Annotated in this window: 20 protein-coding genes; 9 read left to right on the forward strand and 11 right to left on the reverse strand. The window is 31.6% G+C overall.

From position 1 onward, the window contains the following. The first annotated feature begins 49 nt into the window (after positions 1-49). The 5 genes from atpE to atpG all read left to right on the forward strand — a co-directional run bounded on the left by atpE (position 50) and on the right by atpG (position 3,933). Entirely contained in the window at positions 50-238 is a 189-nt protein-coding gene (gene atpE / locus LPB136_RS11655; RefSeq protein ID WP_053973883.1) for an ATP synthase F0 subunit C, read from the forward strand. A 92-nt stretch (positions 239-330) separates the two neighbouring features. Continuing rightward, entirely contained in the window at positions 331-828 is a 498-nt protein-coding gene (locus tag LPB136_RS11660) for a F0F1 ATP synthase subunit B (protein ID WP_072556491.1), read from the forward strand. A gap of 9 nt (positions 829-837) precedes the next feature. Continuing rightward, a complete protein-coding gene (gene atpH, locus LPB136_RS11665) occupies positions 838-1,395 on the forward strand; it encodes an ATP synthase F1 subunit delta (RefSeq protein ID WP_072556492.1) in 558 nt (185 codons plus the stop codon). A 21-nt stretch (positions 1,396-1,416) separates the two neighbouring features. After that, entirely contained in the window at positions 1,417-2,991 is a 1,575-nt protein-coding gene (atpA, locus tag LPB136_RS11670; RefSeq protein WP_072556493.1) for a F0F1 ATP synthase subunit alpha, read from the forward strand. 78 nt (positions 2,992-3,069) lie between these two features. Then, positions 3,070-3,933 carry an ATP synthase F1 subunit gamma gene (gene atpG, locus LPB136_RS11675; protein WP_072556494.1) on the forward strand — a complete coding sequence of 288 codons (864 nt, stop codon included), beginning with the start codon at positions 3,070-3,072 and terminating at the stop codon, positions 3,931-3,933. Positions 3,934-4,144: 211 nt separating this feature from the next. Here atpG and dxs read toward each other — a convergent pair whose 3' ends face one another. Beyond that, positions 4,145-5,917, reverse strand: a complete 1,773-nt coding sequence (gene dxs, locus LPB136_RS11680; protein WP_072556495.1) for a 1-deoxy-D-xylulose-5-phosphate synthase — start codon at positions 5,915-5,917, stop codon at positions 4,145-4,147. Positions 5,918-6,081: 164 nt separating this feature from the next. Here dxs and LPB136_RS11685 point away from each other — a divergent pair, with 164 nt between their 5' ends. Next, positions 6,082-6,531, forward strand: a complete 450-nt coding sequence (locus LPB136_RS11685; RefSeq protein ID WP_072556496.1) for a nucleoside deaminase — start codon at positions 6,082-6,084, stop codon at positions 6,529-6,531. Positions 6,532-6,581: 50 nt separating this feature from the next. Here the strand turns inward: LPB136_RS11685 and LPB136_RS11690 are convergent, their stop codons facing one another. Continuing rightward, entirely contained in the window at positions 6,582-8,051 is a 1,470-nt protein-coding gene (locus LPB136_RS11690; RefSeq protein WP_072556497.1) for a DUF5689 domain-containing protein, read from the reverse strand. 33 nt (positions 8,052-8,084) lie between these two features. Next, positions 8,085-10,871 carry a peptidase associated domain and porin domain-containing protein gene (locus LPB136_RS11695; protein WP_072556498.1) on the reverse strand — a complete coding sequence of 929 codons (2,787 nt, stop codon included), beginning with the start codon at positions 10,869-10,871 and terminating at the stop codon, positions 8,085-8,087. Positions 10,872-10,997: 126 nt separating this feature from the next. Between LPB136_RS11695 and LPB136_RS11700 the strand changes: the two genes are divergently transcribed. Further along, complete coding sequence (locus tag LPB136_RS11700; RefSeq protein WP_072556499.1) at positions 10,998-12,053, forward strand: endonuclease/exonuclease/phosphatase family protein; 1,056 nt, start codon at positions 10,998-11,000, stop codon at positions 12,051-12,053. A gap of 24 nt (positions 12,054-12,077) precedes the next feature. Here the strand turns inward: LPB136_RS11700 and recJ are convergent, their stop codons facing one another. Both recJ and LPB136_RS11710 read right to left on the reverse strand, forming a co-directional pair. After that, entirely contained in the window at positions 12,078-13,763 is a 1,686-nt protein-coding gene (gene recJ / locus LPB136_RS11705) for a single-stranded-DNA-specific exonuclease RecJ (RefSeq protein WP_072556500.1), read from the reverse strand. Between the two features lie 14 nt (positions 13,764-13,777). Continuing rightward, positions 13,778-14,206: an OsmC family protein gene (locus tag LPB136_RS11710; protein WP_072556501.1), complete on the reverse strand. Its 429-nt coding sequence runs from the start codon at positions 14,204-14,206 to the stop codon at positions 13,778-13,780. An 85-nt stretch (positions 14,207-14,291) separates the two neighbouring features. On the opposite strand from LPB136_RS11710, the gene LPB136_RS11715 reads away from it, so the two are divergent. Beyond that, positions 14,292-14,894 (forward strand): carboxymuconolactone decarboxylase family protein, encoded by a 603-nt coding sequence (locus LPB136_RS11715; RefSeq protein WP_072556502.1) that lies wholly within the window; start codon positions 14,292-14,294, stop codon positions 14,892-14,894. A 96-nt stretch (positions 14,895-14,990) separates the two neighbouring features. On the opposite strand, the gene LPB136_RS11720 is transcribed toward LPB136_RS11715, so the two are convergent. Both LPB136_RS11720 and LPB136_RS11725 read right to left on the reverse strand, forming a co-directional pair. Further along, the gene (locus tag LPB136_RS11720; protein WP_072556503.1) at positions 14,991-15,563 is read right to left on the reverse strand and encodes a uracil-DNA glycosylase family protein; all 573 of its coding nucleotides are present in this window, start codon (positions 15,561-15,563) and stop codon (positions 14,991-14,993) included. 210 nt (positions 15,564-15,773) lie between these two features. Beyond that, entirely contained in the window at positions 15,774-16,118 is a 345-nt protein-coding gene (locus LPB136_RS11725; RefSeq protein ID WP_072556504.1) for a HopJ type III effector protein, read from the reverse strand. Positions 16,119-16,585: 467 nt separating this feature from the next. Here LPB136_RS11725 and LPB136_RS11730 point away from each other — a divergent pair, with 467 nt between their 5' ends. Further along, positions 16,586-16,798, forward strand: a complete 213-nt coding sequence (locus LPB136_RS11730) for a hypothetical protein (RefSeq protein ID WP_072556505.1) — start codon at positions 16,586-16,588, stop codon at positions 16,796-16,798. A gap of 123 nt (positions 16,799-16,921) precedes the next feature. Here LPB136_RS11730 and rsmI read toward each other — a convergent pair whose 3' ends face one another. The 4 genes from rsmI to LPB136_RS11750 form a co-directional block, all read right to left on the reverse strand. Continuing rightward, complete coding sequence (gene rsmI, locus LPB136_RS11735; RefSeq protein ID WP_072556506.1) at positions 16,922-17,593, reverse strand: 16S rRNA (cytidine(1402)-2'-O)-methyltransferase; 672 nt, start codon at positions 17,591-17,593, stop codon at positions 16,922-16,924. Between the two features lie 80 nt (positions 17,594-17,673). Next, positions 17,674-18,405 (reverse strand): methanethiol S-methyltransferase, encoded by a 732-nt coding sequence (gene mddA / locus LPB136_RS11740; RefSeq protein WP_072556507.1) that lies wholly within the window; start codon positions 18,403-18,405, stop codon positions 17,674-17,676. Between the two features lie 158 nt (positions 18,406-18,563). Then, a complete protein-coding gene (locus tag LPB136_RS11745) occupies positions 18,564-18,923 on the reverse strand; it encodes a cupin domain-containing protein (RefSeq protein ID WP_072556508.1) in 360 nt (119 codons plus the stop codon). Between the two features lie 24 nt (positions 18,924-18,947). Continuing rightward, a complete protein-coding gene (locus LPB136_RS11750; RefSeq protein ID WP_072556509.1) occupies positions 18,948-19,556 on the reverse strand; it encodes a MarR family winged helix-turn-helix transcriptional regulator in 609 nt (202 codons plus the stop codon). Positions 19,557-19,562 lie beyond the last annotated feature (6 nt).

The following is a 19,562-nucleotide window of genomic DNA, read 5'->3' on the forward strand; positions in this document are numbered from 1 at the left end:
ATTGAAAGTAATAGTAAAAGTTTGTTTAATTTAATAAAAATCAATTAGTATGTACAATTTAATTGGAGCAGGATTAATCGTAATCGGTGGAGGAATCGGACTAGGTCAAATTGGAGGAAAAGCAATGGAAGGAATTGCTCGTCAACCTGAGGCTGCTGGTAAAATCCAAACAGCGATGATCATTATTGGAGCATTATTAGAAGGTTTAGCATTTGGTGCTTTACTTTTAGGAAAATAATTTTTTCAATACACAGAAACAAAAACACTTTCTGTAACGGTTGGTTACAGAAGTGTTTTTTAAAAAATTAAACAGCATAAAAAATTAGTAGTATGGATATTTTTAATGATTTTTCAATAGGATTATTTGCAATGCAAGCTGTAATCTTACTTGTATTATTATTTTTATTAGCAAAGTTTGCTTGGAAACCAATTATGAATTCTCTTGAAGAAAGAGAGTCTGGTATCGAAGATGCATTAGAAGCTGCAGCAAATGCACGTAAAGAAATGCAAAATTTACAAGCAGATAACGAAAAATTAATCAAAGAAGCACGTGCAGAAAGAGATGCAATGATGAAAGATGCTCGTGAGATTAAAGAAAAGATGATTGCAGATGCAAAAGAAGATGCAAAAGAAGTAACTTCTAAATTAATAGAAAGTGCACAAGCATCTATAGAGCAAGAAAAACAAGCTGCATTAGCTGAGATAAAAAAGAACGTAGCGGATTTATCTATTGGTATAGCAGAAACAGTAATCAGAAAAGAATTAGCTTCTAAAGACGATCAAATTAAGTTGGTAGAAGGTATGTTAAAAGAGGTTACTTTAAACTAAGAAGCGGTAATGAAACAATCTAGACCAGCATTAAGATACGCAAAAGCTATATTAAATATTGCTAAAGATCATTCTAGTGAAGCAGAAGTAAACGATAACATGAAAGTTATTGCTGCTACTATTGATGAAAGCAAAGATTTAGAGACAATGCTTGCAAGTCCAGTTATTAAAGCTTCAGACAAAAAGAAAGTATTAGACGCATTATTTGCAGAAAACTCTAATAGTGTAATAGCAGGTTTGTTTAATTTATTAGAAGAAAACAAACGTTTATCAATGTTGGAGTCTATTGCAAAGCAGTATACTGTAATTTTTGAACACTTTAGAAGTACGCAAGTAGCTAAAGTTACTACAGCAGTTGCTTTAACACCAGAAATGGAAGCTAAAGTACATGCTAAAATAGAAGAACTAACAGGCAATAAATCTAGCCTGGAGAATACTATAGATCCTACTATTTTAGGTGGATTTATATTAAGAGTAGGAGATGTGCAATATGATGCAAGTATCTCTAATCATTTAAGTGAATTAAGAAAGGAATTTGACAACAGTCATTTTATCCCAAAAATTTAATTATACATCAAATTATAACAGATGGCGGCAATTAAACCAGCTGAAGTTTCAGCAATTTTAAAACAACAATTAACAAACTTCGAAGCAAAAGCTTCTTTAAACGAAGTAGGAACTGTATTACAAGTAGGTGATGGTATCGCACGTGTATATGGTTTATCTAATGTTCAATACGGTGAATTAGTAGATTTCGGAAACGGACTTGAAGGTATTGTATTAAACTTAGAAGAAGATAACGTTGGAGTTGTATTATTAGGAGCTTCTACAGGAGTTAGTGAAGGATCAACAGTTAAACGTACAGAACGTATTGCCTCTTTAAGAGCAGGTGAAGGAATTGTAGGTAGAGTTGTAGATACTTTAGGAAGTCCAATTGATGGAAAAGGTCCTATCAAAGGGGAAACTTACGAAATGCCATTAGAGCGTAGAGCGCCAGGTGTAATTTATCGTGAGCCTGTAACAGAACCGTTACAAACTGGTATTAAATCTATTGACGCAATGATTCCTGTTGGTCGTGGTCAACGTGAGTTGATTATTGGAGACCGTCAAACTGGTAAATCTACAGTTGCTATTGATACCATTTTAAATCAAAAAGAATTTTACGATGCTGGTGCGCCAGTATACTGTATATATGTAGCTATTGGTCAAAAAGCTTCTACAGTTGCAGCAATTGCAAACATGTTAGAAGAAAGAGGTGCCTTAGCATACACAACGATTGTAGCAGCAAATGCATCAGATCCTGCAGCAATGCAAGTTTATGCACCATTTGCAGGAGCAGCAATTGGAGAGTACTTTAGAGATTCAGGAAGACCAGCTTTAATCATTTATGATGATTTATCTAAACAAGCTGTTGCTTACCGTGAAATTTCTTTATTATTAAGAAGACCACCGGGACGTGAGGCGTATCCTGGAGATGTATTTTACTTACACTCAAGATTATTAGAACGTTCTGCAAAAGTTATTAATGACGATAAAATTGCAAGTGAAATGAACGATTTACCAGATTCTTTAAAAGGAATTGTAAAAGGTGGAGGTTCTTTAACTGCATTACCAATTATTGAAACACAAGCAGGAGACGTTTCAGCATATATCCCAACAAACGTAATTTCTATTACAGATGGGCAAATCTTCTTAGATGGAGATTTATTTAACTCTGGTGTACGTCCAGCAATTAACGTAGGTATTTCTGTATCTCGTGTTGGTGGTAACGCTCAGATTAAATCAATGAAAAAAGTATCTGGTACTTTAAAACTAGATCAAGCTCAGTTCCGTGAATTAGAAGCGTTTGCTAAGTTTGGTTCAGATTTAGATGCTGCAACAATGAATGTTATTTCTAAAGGACAACGTAACGTTGAAATTTTGAAGCAAGCTCAAAACGATCCTTTTTCAGTAGAAGATCAAGTTGCAATTATCTATGCAGGTTCTAAAAACTTGTTAAAAGATGTACCAGTAAACAAAGTAAAAGAATTTGAAAAAGATTTTATTTCTTACTTAAATGCTAAACATAGAGATGCTTTAGATACTTTAAAATCAGGTAAATTAACTGATGAAGTTACTGATACATTAACAGCAGTAGCAAAAGAAATTTCAAGTAAATATTAAAAATTAGGAATTAGTGTTTAGTAGTTAGTAAATAGTACAAACTACTAAACACTAACTACTAACACCTAATTATAAACAATGGCAAACTTAAAAGAAATACGTAACAGAATTACTTCTATTGGTTCAACAATGCAAATTACAAGTGCTATGAAAATGGTATCTGCAGCAAAGTTGAAAAAAGCCCAAGATGCTATTACGGCAATGCGCCCATATTCTTCTAAGCTTACCGAATTGTTACAAAACTTAAGCGCAACATTAGATTCTGATGCTGGAGGTGCTTACTCTCAACAAAGAGAAGTAAATAATGTGTTATTAGTTGCAATTACTTCTAACAGAGGTTTGTGTGGTGGTTTTAACTCTTCAATTATAAAAGAAACAGTTAAAACAATCAATCAAAAATACAGCGATGCAACTGTAGACCTTTTTACAATTGGTAAAAAAGGAGATGATATTTTATCAAAAACAAATAAAGTAATTGAAAACAGAAACGATGTTTTTGATGATTTAACTTTTGATAATGTTGCAGAAATTGCAGAAAAATTAATGGCTTTATATGTAGATGGTACCTATGATAAAATAGAAATCATTTACAATCAATTTAAAAATGCCGCTACTCAATTGCCACAAGTAGAGCAATTTTTACCAATAAAACCTATTGAAGGCGGAGAAGCAATTACAAATTCAGATTATATTTTTGAGCCATCTAAAGAAGAAATAGTATTAGCATTAATACCAAAATCTTTAAAAACGCAATTATACAAAGGAATTAGAGATAGTTTTGCATCAGAACACGGTGCTCGTATGACTGCAATGCACAAAGCAACAGATAACGCAAAAGAATTACGTGACGAGTTATTATTAACGTATAACAAAGCACGTCAAGCGGCAATTACCAATGAAATCTTAGAGATTGTTGGTGGAGCGGAAGCTTTGAATAATTAGAAAATTATTAAATTTTTATAAAAAAAGCGAACCAATTGGTTCGCTTTTTTTATTTTCGAATATGTCAATGAATAAAAAGCTTAACGAAGATTATTTTAGAACAAAGAAAGTTCATAAAGAAAATAATGATAAGGGGAAAACATATAAAAGAATGGTAAAGAGAGATCTTATAGCTTTTATTGTTTTAATTTTAGTCTTGATTGTTATAAATTTATTCAAGTAAACCTTCTATTTCTTCTTGAATAGACTGCACATCCAAACCACAAATTTCTTGCAACTCTTCAACAGTTCCGTGTTCAATAAAAGTATCAGGAACACCCAATAATTTTATAGTGTTAGAATAGTTGTTCTCTGAAGCAAATTCTAAAATTCCAGAACCAAACCCACCTTTTATTGTGCCGTCTTCAACAGTAAGTATTGTTTTATGGTTTTTGAAAATAGTATGCAATAATTTTACATCTAAAGGCTTAATAAAACGCATATCATAATGAGATGATTCAGTGCTGTTATCAAGCTTTAAAAGAGCTTTAGAAACGCTGTTAGCGATGGTCCCAATAGACAAAATAGCAACATTTCCCCCTTCTTTTAAACAAACTCCTTTTCCAATTTCAATTTCTTCAAACGGAAGTTGCCAATTTTCAATCTCGCCATAACCACGTGGATATCGAATTGCAATAGGCTGTTTTAAGCCAGTTTGAGCAGTAAAAAGTATATTACGCAATTCAATTTCGTTTCTAGGCGCAAAAACTATTAAGTTAGGAATACAACGTAAATATGCAATATCAAAAACACCATGATGTGTTGCCCCATCTTGCCCAACCAAACCAGATCTGTCTAAACAGAAAATTACAGGTAAATTTTGTAAGGCAACATCATGTATAATCTGGTCGTAAGCACGCTGTAAAAAAGTAGAATATACATTACAAAACGGAACTAAACCTTGTGTTGCCATTCCTGCAGAAAGTGTTACTGCGTGTTGTTCTGCAATACCAACATCAAAAGTTCTGTTTGGAAATTCTTGCAGCATTAATTTTAGCGAACTACCTGTTAACATGGCGGGTGTAATACCAACAATTTTATCGTTTTGTTTTGCTAATTCAACAATTGTTTTTCCAAAAACATCTTGATATTTAGTAAATTCACTTACAGCTTTAGGCAAAACATCACCAGAAATTTTATCGAATTTTCCTGGAGCGTGATACGTAACTTGGTCTTTTTCCGCTTGCGGTAAACCTTTTCCTTTTGTAGTAATTATATGTAAAAACTTTGGGCCTTTAACTGATTTTAATCGTGTTAATTCAGCAATTAATTCATCAAAATTATGACCATCAATTGGGCCTGAATAATCAAAATTTAAAGCTTTTATAATATTATTTTGAACTGCTAATCTTTTATCGGTTTTAACTTTTGTTAAATATTCTTTTAACGCACCAACTGATGGATCAATTCCAATAGCATTATCATTTAAAATAATTAACAAGTTTGCATCACTTACTCCTGCATGATTTAAGGCTTCAAAAGCCATTCCACTAGCAATAGAAGCATCTCCAATAACTGCAATATGTTGTTTTTTTATTTCTCCTTTTAAGGCGGAAGCAATTGCCATACCTAAGGTTGCAGAAATTGAGGTAGATGAATGTCCAACGCCAAAAGCATCATATTCACTTTCACTTCTGTTAGGAAAACCTGCAATACCATTTAATTGTCTGTTTGTATGAAAAACGTCTTTTCTTCCTGTTAAAATTTTATGTCCGTACGCTTGATGACCAACATCCCAAACTAATAAATCTCTTGGTGTGTTAAATAAATAATGTAGTGCAATCGTCAATTCCACAACACCTAAACTAGCTCCTAAATGACCTTCTTTTGTAGCAACAATATCAATTATAAATGCACGTAATTCTCTTGCCAATTCTGGCAATTGTTCCGGTTGTAACTTGCGTACATCCAAAGGAAAAGAAATAGTATTTAATAAGTTCTTCATTTGAAAAACAAAAGTACAACTTCAAATTTAGTTTTCTGTCATTCCTGTGAAAACAGGAATCTTGTAATATTTAGAACTAATTTACATTGAGATTCCTGCCTACGCAGGAATGACAGCCTTTTTAAATGTACCTTTTTAGATAATTTGTTTACATTTACGGCATTATGATACAACCTTTTGACGATACTTATTTTATGAAAAAAGCCTATCAAGAAGCAGAAGTTGCTTTTGATAAAGGTGAAGTTCCTGTGGGTGCTATTGTGGTTTTTAAAGATCAAATTATTGCAAGAGCCCATAATCTTACAGAAACATTAACGGATGTTACAGCACACGCAGAAATGCAAGCTTTTACTGCTGCGGCAGATTTTTTAGGCGGAAAATATTTAAAAGATTGCACCTTGTATGTAACTTTAGAACCTTGCCAAATGTGTGCAGGTGCAAGTTATTGGACCCAAATTGGTAAAATTGTGTATGGCGCTTCTGAGCCAGAACGTGGTTTTAAGATTTTAGGAACAACTCTTCATCCAAAGACAAAAGTAGTTTCCGGTATTTTAGAGAATGAATGTTCTCAATTATTAAAACGATTTTTTATAGAAAAACGAAATTTAAATTAATACAAAAAGCCAACTATTTAGTTGGCTTTTTTGTTTATAAAAGAGGAAGTTTAGTTTCCAGTAACTTTTATATTATCAATTTGAAAAGTTGTGGTAACGCCGCCATCTGCTCCTAAATATTTAAAAGCTACATGAACATTACCTGACAAACAAGAAATATTCAAATCTCCAGAATTTGTATTATTAGCTTGATAATCATTTGAAGGACCATCGGCAAGTTCTGCATCTAATTGTACCCAAGTTGCCGTAGTTACATCTCCTGTAAAATCTGAGGAAATCCACACAGACAATGCAGCGCCATTGTTATAACCCGTTCTTGTGTCGAATGATAATATTTCATCTGTAGAAGCGTCTAGATTAATACTTGGCGTTACCAACCAAACTTCCATAGGATCTTCGCCAGAATTATAAGCAGATATTTCTGCATATTTATTCCCGCTTCGGGTTCTTACATTGTACGAATTACTTCCGCCGTTAATATTAATATTTGTCCAACCTGCACTTGATAAAGCTGAAGTAGAAGAGATACCATCAAAATTTTCATCATAAACAGTGGTAGTTCCATTAGAATTTACTGTTCCACATTCTAAAACCGGTGGATCACATCTATCAGGATTTGAAAAATCTAAATCGGCAGGTGAAGAAGCAATTAATACAAATAATTCTGCTCTATAATCTTTAGATAAAATTGCGGTAGCTTTTCCTTTTCCAGACGGAATAGTATTGGAATTAAAACTAGCAAATGTGCTTGTTTGTAAAAATAGAGTTGCTTGAGATTCACATTCAAAAATGGTTCTAAATCCATCAAAAGTATCATTTAATTCATTTGAAAAAGTTTTCCCGAGTTGACTTTTTTCAAACTGAGCATTTTCTAATGTAACCAAGGTGTTTATATGTTTCTGCTCAATTTCTTCTAGTTTAATTGAAGTTGGATTTATCTCTTCAATTATTGATGATTTAACAACATAATCTCGATAAGTAGTTGAAGGAATATTTTCAACTTGACCTGTATGATCTATTAAACCCAAAGAGAATTTTCCAGGAACATTAGAACTTCCTGTTGCACCAAATAGATTCGGGTCAGCTTCAAATTCTCCATCATCATAACTTACAGATAATCCGTCTAGTTTAATGTATACTTTTTGTCCAAAAGAATAGGTTTCACTTAAGGTATTGCTGCTTATCATAATTTCTATTCCAGCAGTCGGATTCTCAATTTTATCTTGTACAATTAGAGTCTGATAAAAATTACCAGCAGCCGAATTAGAAACTACGTAACCGCTAATATAAGTTGGTATGTCGTTTTCTCGATAGGTGTAAATAATACTTCCGTTTAAGTTATATTCTTGAATTAAATCTGTTTGAATTTTTGAAATAGAACCATTTAAAGCTGCATTTTCTGCAATTTCGGTTTGTTCTGTTATCGTTATTTCTGGATTGGTAAAATTATCATCTTTAACACAGTTAGTAAAAGTGATTGTTAGAATTGAAAGTAGGATATATAATTTTTGAGTTTTCATTTTTGAATTTTTTAAATTGTTGAAGTCATTTTATTAAAATCTGTAATTAACATTTAAGAAATAAGTAGTTCCTCTTCCGTACCAGTATTTGTTCCCAAAAACTTGTTTGTCTAACGCTTTGTCATCTCTTAATTGTCTGTAGTTTGCATTTCTGCCTTGTTCAAATCCGCCAGATTTGTATTTGGTGTCAAAAATATTTCCAATGCTTGCAAAAAATCCAATGTACTTTTGGTCACCAATTCTCCAAGACTTTCCTCCAACAGCATTTACAATCGTGTAATCATTAAATTTTTCTTGTTGTAATAATTGCCTTGCTATGGTTTCGTCATAATCATTAAAAGGAGTTCCGCCATCATCGGCAAAGTTGCTAGTTCTTGTTAGTGGAGCAACATCAACAAACGTATTACTTAAATGATTTGCAGTTGCGCCAAAGAACCAATAATCTGGATCTCGATAATCAAAACCTACGGAATATGCGCGTTGCGGACCAACTGCTAATTTGTAATTTTTTAAGTTTGACTTTCCTAAATCTTTTCTTCCGTTAATAAATCCTGCAGATTTTGAGTCTTCATTATTTTCGGTAGTTAAATATAAATTTGGATTATTATCATAGGTATATTGACCAAAGTTTGCAGCGCCTTTTAAGGTAATTGTAGGTGTTACTTTTGCTTCAACACCAAGCTCAGCGCCAAAACGTTTTTTACTGATATCAGATAATATTTCTTGTACAAAAGCAGTGTTATCTCCACCAATTCCATCAGCAAAAAAGAAAGAAATTTCTGTTGCATCTTCTGTTTTAGCATAAAAACCTGTAAGTTTTGCTTGTACAATTGGAGTTCTTAAAATATAACTAGCATCTACAGAAAGTAGTTTTTCACTTTGTAAATTATCTACAACATTGTTATTTTCTCTAGAGTTAGAAAACGTGTTTTGTAAAGTTGGTGCTTTACTTATAAAAGCTGTGTTAAAGTCAATTAAATGTCGACCAGTAATTTTATATGTTAAACCTCCTTTTACACCAAAATTGGTAAAATTTTGTGCTGCAGATTTGCCTAAAGAGTTTTTTGAAAAGCCTCCATTTTGGAATAATCCTTCTCGTTGATGTGTAGTTTGAGAAACGTTTCCTGAAACATAATAATCTAATTTATTGTATTTAAATTGTGCTTGTGCAAAAGCATTTAACACGCTTGAAGTAAGGTTGAAGTTATATTTAAATCTATCTCCAACATCAGCAATATGTAATGGATTTAGTAAGTTATTTTGTTTTCCACTAAACGAATCTGCAAAAACATCAACATCTAAATATCCATTTCCTCCTAATAAATCTAAGACACTTGCGAAGTTTTCCGATTTTAATTGTTTGAAGTTTATAGCACCATTAAATGTAATATTGTCGGACAATTCGGTGTTAAAAATTGTGTTTACAGTAATTTGTTTATCATCATTTCTATCTTCATAAAGCACATAAGCCGAATTTGCGTTCGCATTTGCTGTATATAAATTGTTCCAGTTTATTTGTCCGTTGTTTAGAAATTCCTGTTCCATTTCATAGACATTAGAAAAACCTTCACGCAAGCCATAACTTGGTAATTTTTGATAATACGTTGGATCTGGATTTGCGCCATCTAAATCGAGAATATAAGGATCTCCATTTCCATCAACAGAATTAGAATCGAATGTACTTCCGTTATAATCTAATCGGCTATTTCCTATTTCTCCAAACTGATAAGAAATGTTTGTGTTTAGTGTAGTTTTATCGGAAATTGTCCAATAATGATTCAACATTAAAATAGGTTCTTCAATTCTTTTTAAACGCGAATTTCTTTTCTCTCCATTTTGAAAACCCCAATATGCGTTGTATTTTATGCCTCTTAAATCGAAAATTTCTTGTGTATTCGGTGACGACTTTCCTCTTTTATTTTGGGCATAAATTCCTGTAAAATTTATACTATGTTTCTCGTTAATTTTCTTTTCAACGGAAGCAAAAAATGAATTTGCATTATAAGAAGTAGCATCTACAAAACCTTCATTTCCAAACCTTCTTCCTGCAGAAAAAGTAAATGCCCAACCGTTTTTATTCACACCAGAATTATAAGAAGCCATAATTCTGTTACTGTAGCTTCTGTTGGAAGAAGAATATGTAATTCTACTTCCAGGCCTTGCTGCTGAAGCTCGGACATTAATGTTGGTTGTACCCAAAACACCTCCAAATGTTTGAGAAGAAGGAGTTAAGAAATTACTTAATTCCTGATTTCGTAAAACATCGTTTAAACCGCCCCAATTACTCCATTGTGGTCTTCCGTTATAGAGCTTGTTCATTTCTATGCCGTTTATAAGTAATTTTCCGTTTTCGGAGCCTAAACCACGAACTTTATAAAATGAAGAAGACCACTCAAATGCGGCGGTTTTTAAATAGACATCTCGTGATGATTGTAGTAAGCCAGAAATGTTATCTGCAGAACTTACATCATCATTTAACTCATCATCAGAAATTGTAATTGTGCTTAAATCTTCTGTTTCTAACACATCTAAATAAAGCAAAATTGTACCAAAATCTATTGTTTTTCCAGATAAATTGATAGGATATTTTTGAGTTTCGTATCCTTTTTTGGTTATTACCAATAAGTATTTTCCGTTGGGTAAATTTTGAAATAAAAAAACACCATTTGTAGTTTTTACTGTGTTTTCATTTACATGAACAAGAACATCTTGTAGCGGTTTTTCTGAATTATTATCTAAAATAATTCCTTTAACAGTGTTTTGGGCAGTTGCGCTTAAACATAAGGCACCCAAAAACACTGAGAACATAATTTTTCTCATAGTTTTTCTTTTTTATAGCGTTATAAATATAATGAAAAAATAATAATGTTTAGTTAATGTGCTTATTGCATGAAAGTTAAAATTGGTCTAAAATTTGTTTTACCTTTGTTATCCTAAATTGAAAAAATGAAAAAAATAATTTTCTTTTCTATTGTATTTTTAACAGTGTTTACCGGTTTTTCTCAAGAAAAGAAAGACAAAAAATACACTATTAGAACAGTTGCCTTTTACAATCTTGAAAACTTATTTGATACAGTAAATGACACTTTAAAGAATGATGAAGCAAGTCCGATAATGAAGATTAAAGGAGATAAAACAGCTGTTTATAAGGATAAATTAAACAAGTTGGCTTCTGTAATTGTACAATTGGGTAAAGAAAAATCAAATACAAGTCCTGCTATATTGGGTGTTGCTGAAGTTGAAAACAAACAAGTTTTAGAAGACTTAACAAAAACCGACTTCATAAAGGAAAAAGGATATGAAGTAATTCATTTTGATTCTCCTGATGAGAGAGGAATTGACGTAGCTTTATTATATCAATCAAAATATTTTAAGCCAGTTCATTATGAGGCTTTTAACCCGAATATTTATGCAGATAATTTTAAGAAAAATACTCGAGATATTTTATTGGTTACTGGTTATTTAGATGATGAATTAATACATGTAATTGTAAATCATTGGCCTTCTCGTAGAAGCGGACAAGCAAAAAGCAATCCGTATCGTGAAAAAGCAGCTTATAAAGTTTCTCAAATAATTGAAAAAATTAAAGAGAAAGAAGAAAATCCGAAGATTATAATTATGGGAGATTTTAACGATGACCCAATAAACTCTAGTTTTAAATCGGTTTTAAAAACAAAAACTAAAAAGAATAATGTGAGTGAAGGAGATATTTACAATCCTTATGAAGACATGTATCGCAGAGGGTTTGGTACTTTGAGTTTTAGAGATAAAATTTATTTATTTGATCAAATTATGTTTACTTCTCCGTTATTAGATAAAGGAGAAAAAGATTTTTCTAGTTATAAAATGTTTAAATCTGGCATTTTTAATAAACAGTTTTTAACTACTAACAGCGGAAAATATAAAGGTTACCCAAAAAGAAGTTTTTCTTGGGGAACTTACATTGGTGGTTATTCAGATCATTATCCAGTTTATATGTATTTAATTAAAGAAACAAAGTAGTTTAAAGAGCCGAAAGGAGTTGTTTTATTGTAAATCCTTTAGCATTAATTGAATAGATTTTCTGCCTTGCCATTCGTTTTCATCTAAAGTATAAACAATATCAAAGTCGTTTTGTACTTCAGCTATTTTCTTACCTAAACCAAAACCAATTGCATTAAAAGTGTGCTTGTTATCACCCTGAAAAACATTCAATTTTAGATGACTTTTATCTGCACCAACTTGTTTTCCATAACCATTATCTCTAACAGTTGAAGTTTTAAAAACAGGTTTCATATTTTGCGGACCAAAAGGTGCCATTTGGCTTACAATGTTAAAAAATTTCTGATCTATTTCTGATAAATCAATCTCTGCAGCAATTAAAATTTCTGGAGATAATAATTTTTTATCGATGGTTTTTGCAACAACTTCTTCAAACTTATTTTTAAAATTCTCATAGTTTTCTGGTAATAATGTTAAACCTGCTGCGTATTTATGTCCGCCAAATTGCTCAATAAATTCGCTACATTCTTCTAATGCATTGTATACATCAAACCCTTTTACAGAGCGAGCAGAAGCTGCCAATTTATCGCCACTTTTAGTAAAAACTAATGTTGGTCTGTAGTAGTTCTCTATTAATCTTGAAGCAACTATTCCAATAACACCTTTGTGCCAGTTTTCATCAAAAACAACACTTGTAAAACGTTCTTGTTCGTTGTTTTCTTCAATTTGAAGCAATGCTTCTTGTGTAATTTTTTTGTCTAAATCTTTTCTGTCTGAATTAAATTTTTCAATATCGCCTGCAAACTTTACAGCTGAATCAAAATCTAATTCGGTAAGTAATTCAACAGCATAATTTCCATGTTTCATTCTTCCTGCGGCATTAATCCGCGGAGCGATTGTGAAAACTACATCTGTTATGGTTAACTCTTCTTTTTTAACTTGATTGATAATTGCTTTAATTCCGTTTCTAGGCTCAGAATTTATGACTTGTAAACCAAAATAAGTTAAGGTTCTGTTTTCACCAGTCATTGGAACAATATCTGCTGCAATTGCTGTGGCAACTAAGTCTAAATACGGAATAAAATCTTCAATAGTTTGGTTTCTTTTTTCACCTAAAGCTTGAATTAGTTTAAAACCAACTCCGCAACCGCATAACTCATCATAAGGATAATTACAATCTGTTCTTTTGGCATTTAAAACAGCAACTGCTTTTGGCAATTCTGCTCCAGGTTTATGATGATCGCAAATAATAAAATCTACGTTTTTTTCAGTAGCATAGGCAACTTTATCAATGGCTTTTATACCACAATCTAAAGCAATAATTAACGAGAAATCGTTGTCTTGTGCAAAATCAATTCCTGCATAAGAAACGCCATAACCTTCTTTATATCTGTCAGGAATATAGGTTGCTACATTTGGGTAAATGGTTCTTAGGTAAGAAGCAACCAATGAAACCGCAGTTGTTCCATCCACGTCATAATCGCCAAAAACTAAAATGTTTTCATTGTTTGCAATTGCCTTTTCAATACGTGCAACTGCAAGATCCATGTCTTTCATTAAAAACGGATCATGAATGTTTTCTAAACTTGGGCGAAAGTAGTTTTTGGCTTCATCAAAAGAAGTAATACCGCGTTGTGCAATTAATTTTGCTAACGTTGGGTTTATATTTAATTCTTTAGATAAAAGTGAAACAGTTTCTGTATTTGGTTTGGGTTTTAAAGTCCATCTCATAGCAATTGAGAGTTTTATTTTTTGTGTAAATGAATAGCTGTTTTTACATCAGCAAATTGGCGAAACATTTCCATTACACCACAATATTTTTCTACAGATAAATTAACTGCTTTTTCTATTTTTTCAGTTTGTAAGTCACCTCCAGTAAAATGATAATCAACTTGTACTTTGTTGTAAAATTTTGGGTGTTCATCCGTTAATTCTGCGGTAATTTCAATTTTAAATTCTTCTGCTTCAGCACGCATTTTCTTCAATAAAGAAACAACGTCTAATCCAGAACAACCTGCAAGAGAAGATAACATTAATGCTTTTGGACCAAAACCAACTGTGTTGTCATTTTCTTCATCAGAAGTAGAAAACATGGTTAATTTATGTCCACTTGGATTGTCAGATTCAAATTGTACTTTTTCTGTCCAAACGGTAGTTACTGTATTTGTATTCATAATTGCTGTTAAATTCTCGATTATTAAAAAATGATGTATTAAATTGTGCTTTCATACAAAAATAAGACAATTAAAAATATAAAATATGGCATTAGTAACACCATTATCAGCAGAACACGATTTAGAAACAAAAGAATTAGCAGAATTTTTTAATGAAACCTTGGGTTTTTGTCCGAATTCGGTTTTAACTATGCAACGTAGACCCGCCATTTCTAAGGCTTTTATCAATTTGAATAAAGCAGTTATGGCAAATGAAGGAAAAGTTACTTCAGCCTTAAAAAGAATGATTGCTTGGGTTTCAAGTAACGCAACAGGTTGTAGATATTGCCAAGCACATGCAATTAGAGCTGCAGAACGTTATGGAGCAGAACAAGAGCAATTAGATAATATTTGGGAATATAAAACACATGCAGCGTTTTCTGATGCAGAAAGAGCCGCTTTAGACTTTTCTTTGGCGGCTTCTATGGTGCCAAATGCAGTTGATGCAAAAATTAAAGAAGAACTGTATAAATATTGGGACGAAGGTGAAATTGTAGAAATGTTAGGTGTAATTTCTCTCTTCGGATATTTAAACCGTTGGAACGATTCTATGGGAACAACTTTAGAGGAAGATGCAATAGATTCTGGAAATCAGTTTTTAGGAAAACATGGTTTTGAGGTTGGAAAACACGATGGTTCTAAGTATTAATTAATGAAAAATAATTGTCATTTCGAAATGAGAGAAGAATGAACGATTGAGAAATCTTTTAGATTCCTCTTCCTTCGTCATCGGAATGACAAATTATTAACTTAAAACTGAAGCGACTCTTTTTTGCAATTCCGGAATTACATTTTTTTCAAACCACGGATTTTTTGTTAGCCAAAATCTATTTCTAGGTGAAGGATGAGGAAGCGTAAAGTACTTTGGCAAGTATTCCGGATAGTTATCTACCGTTTCCGTAAGCGTTCGTTTAGCGGTTTCTTTTAAGTAATATTTTTGCGCATACATTCCAATTAGAATAATCATTTCTAGATTTGGCATGTTGTCAAACAATTGTTTGTGCCATTGTGGAGCGCATTCTTTTCGTGGAGGTTTATCGCCAGTTTTTCCTTTTCCAGGATAACAAAAACCCATAGGTACAATTGCAAAATTTTCTACGTTGTAGAAATCTTCATCAGAAACATTGAGCCATTTACGTAATTGTTTTCCGCTGGCATCATCCCACGGAATTCCAGATTTGTGAACTTTTGTTCCGGGAGCTTGACCAATAATTACAATTTTAGATTTTTTATGACCCGTAACAACAGGATTTGCGCCCAAATCTAAATGAGGTTCGCAAATGGTACATTGTTTTATTTCTGAAAGTAGGTTTTGCATTTATTAAAAGTATAAGTTTTTGTTATTCCGACAGAGGTACTATGAGGAATCTTTTTTAAATTATTCTGAGATTTCTCAATCGCAAAAAAGCTCATTTCGAAATGACAAATCCAGTGTCATTCCGAATGACGAAGGAAGAGGAATCTCTTTTGTGTCTAAATGAGTGAGATTTCTCAATCGTTCATTCTTCTCTCATTTCGAAATGACATGCTAACTTTTCAAAGCTAAAGCTTCACTTTCAAAAGACAAACCTTCAAAACCAGATTTCATAAAGTTTCTAATATTTTGATGACTTGTTCCGTTTTCGTCTTCTAAAACATTCTTATAATGTTCACCAAAACAAAATAGTGCTTCTTTTTTTTGTAGTTTTTGAAGCTTTGCAAACGCAAACAACTTACAAGAACCTGAATTTTCTCCAGCATTGTTTTTAATGCCTCCATTTGTAAAAACTGTTGGCGTAAACGTATAATTGTCTTCAATTACTTGCATGGTTTCTGCAAATACTATGGAAGTTGGATTCGCTTTTAATTTGGTTTTGAATTCTTGGATTATCATTTAGTTTTTTATTAGAAATTATAATATAGTTTTTTTCACGAAAAGAACAAAATATGAAGATGTAAGTTTTGTTTTTTAGAACCCGTAACTAACTGTTAATTAATTATTTGTGTTTTTAAGTTAATTTTGTCCTTATTTTTGGTTCTTACTTTTTTAATTTTTGTGTTTTATAAAATTACATGTCTTAAGAAATTACATTCAGATTTTTAAATTTGTAAAAAACTAGATTACCATTATTAAGGAAGATTTAAATTTTAATAAAATATTTTAGCAATATAATACTATAATTCCCTGAAAGCATTGTTTTTAAAGAGGTTTAGTTAAGTGCGATTTTAATGTCCTTTTTTGAAATCTTCAATAATAGTATACTTGAATTCATTAATTAAGTGAAACTACGGAATTGTAGTTTCAAAAAAAGAATAAATAAGTAAAGTTGAAATTACTTTTGCAAAACAAAATTGGAAATTATGGAAACATGGCATTATATACTAATTATATCTACAGTTGTAACTGGAGTAATTCGAGTTATAATTAAAGTTATAGATGAAAAGTCAATTTTAAAAAAGATGGATAAAATCAATCAAATTTATCCTAATTCAACTATCGAAGAGTCTGGAGATTTTATAAAGAAAACCAAAAAGAAATATTATTTTTTTGATAGTAAGGATAAAAAAACTTGATTTGATATTTACAAATCTTCCTTGTCAAGTAAAAATTTGTGATAGATTTGTCTTCAGGTTCTGGAGGTTTTTTTATTAAGTTCTCTCCTGCGCTCGAACTGACAATTGTTACATTTAAATTGATTACTTCTTCCCTTCAACCACTACAACAATTTCACCTTTTGGAGGTTTGTTTGTGTAATACGCTAAAACCTCAGTTGCAGTTCCTCTAATGGTTTCTTCAAACATTTTTGTGAGTTCTCTACTTACTGAAACTTGTCTATCTGCTCCAAAATATTCTATAAAATGCCCTAACGTTTTCACTAATTTATGAGGAGATTCGTAAAAAATCATGGTTCTAGTTTCTTCTGCCAACGCTAAAAAACGCGTTTGTCTTCCTTTTTTTACGGGTAAAAAACCTTCGAAAACAAACTTATCATTTGGCAAACCAGAGTTTACCAACGCAGGTACAAAAGCTGTTGCGCCAGGTAAACATTCCACTTCAATATTATTTTGTACACAAGCTCTGGTTAATAAAAAACCAGGATCAGAAATTGCAGGAGTTCCAGCATCAGAAATTAGTGCGCAAGTTTCTCCGTTTTTTAATCGGTTTAAAACACCGTCAATAGATTTATGCTCATTGTGCATATGATGACTGTGCATTTGCGTAGCAATCTCAAAATGTTTTAAGAGTTTTCCGCTTGTACGTGTGTCTTCTGCTAAAATAAAATCGACTTCTTTTAAAACTCTAATAGCTCTAAAAGTAATGTCTTCTAAATTTCCGATTGGTGTTGGTACTAAATATAATTTTGACATATATCCTGATATAAAGCTGTAAAGTTACAATAAAAAAGCCGCTAAAAAAGCGGCTTTAGAATGTGTTTTAGTGTGATTGTTTATTTTTTAAACTTTGTAAAAGGAATAATCATTGGTGTAGACTTTTGGTAATCTCTATAATTTTCTCCATGTATTTTTAGTAAATCTTTTTCTTCTAAAAATTTAACAGCAACAAAGATGTAGATAGTTGTAACTGCTGCAAAAAGTAAATGACCTTGTGTCATAATGGGCGTTGCCCAAAATGCAATTACAAAACCTAACATTAGTGGATGACGTACTAAACTGTAAAAAAAGTTCATCTTAAATTGTGGATCTGTTAGTGTTTTACTTTTAAAGTTTTGGAATACTTGTAATAATCCGAATAAATGAAAATGACTTATTAAAAAAGTAGAAATTAGTACAATTGCCCAACCTAACCAGAAAATACAAGTTATAATTGTTGCGTATAATTCTCCTTCAACATTCCAAACAATTGCTGTCATTGGTTGCCATTTCCAATAGATTAAAATCAGTGCTAAACTTGAAAAGAGTACATAAATACTTCTTTCCATTGAAGCTCCAAAAATAGTATTCCACCATTTTTTAAAACCTGGTCTTGCCATAATACTATGCTGTAATGCAAAAACGGTAAGCAATAATAAATTGATAACAATTGCGTAAGAACTTGTTTCTCCAGTGTCAATTGTTTTAGTTACAAAAAGATTACCTACAAAGGCAATGGAATATAAAAATGTTGCAAAAAAGATAAAATAGGAAGCAATACCGAATACAAGAATGAGTAGTTTTTTCATGATAATAAAGTTTAGATTCGTAAAAGAATTGTTACTTCCCAATCTTGTTTTTCTATCAGAAAATTGCCCAAGAAGTATGAATTCATAAATAAGGGCATTCCAAATGTACGAATTTAAACAGTGATTTTATTGAAAATCAATTAATTAGGGGTGTTTTCCTAAATTGATTCATAGGTTTCCACGGTAATGTCAGCAATTATATCTCCAGTATGTTTTATAGAAAGTGGTTCAAACAGCATTATGTGTACTTCTTTTTTTGCAATAGGTTTGTGTTCTACTCCTTTTGGAACAATATAGAATTCACCTTTGTTTAAAGTTACTGTTTTATCACGTAATTCAATATCTAAAGAACCTTTTACTACCATAAAAAGCTCGTCTTCATTATCGTGTTTATGAAAAACGAATTCGCCTTTTAGTTTTGCTAGTAATATTTGTTGTCCGTTTAATTCACCTACTTTTTTGGGCGACCAATGGTCTGAAAAAAGTTTAAATTTTTCTTGAAGATTAATTACACTCATAAAAACAAATCTACAAAAGAATTATTAAGAAGCGTTTTCAAACTCATCACAGTCCAATCTAATTTCAGAATTTAATAATTCTTTTTCAAGTAAATTACAATGATGTTTCTTATTGTTTTTTGAATAAAACTTACAAGCAAAGCAAGTTCTTTGAACTGTTAAAATGTTTTTTTGGTTTAACTGATAAATCAGAGAACTCAATGTAGAAAATAATTTTTCTTGTTCTTTTTGTGGTATTTTTTCTATCTCTGAATAAATAGGGTTTCCATAATCGTCATTTTTTAACACCGTATTTTTTCCTAATTCAGATAAGAAAATAGTGTAGCTACGGCTATCAGAAGAAGAGTAATCTTTTACAATCATTTCCTTTTTTTCTAAGGCTTTAATTGCATCGCTAATTGTTGGTTTGGTTACATTAAATTCTTTAGCTAAATAACTTACATTACAATAGGTTGCTTTGTGATTTTGAATAAAAATAAGAATTTGGATCTGTATTGGACTCAACCCAAACTCTTTTGCTTTTTCCCAAAGTAATACCTTAAAAGCTTCAGAAATACGTTGTAAACCAACAACAATCTTGTTGGTTACATTAGTATTTTTATCTATTTGAGTTATTTTGTTTTCCTTCTTCATAAAAAT

This window comes from Tenacibaculum todarodis, from assembly GCF_001889045.1.
GTDB classification, from domain to species: domain Bacteria; phylum Bacteroidota; class Bacteroidia; order Flavobacteriales; family Flavobacteriaceae; genus Polaribacter; species Polaribacter todarodis.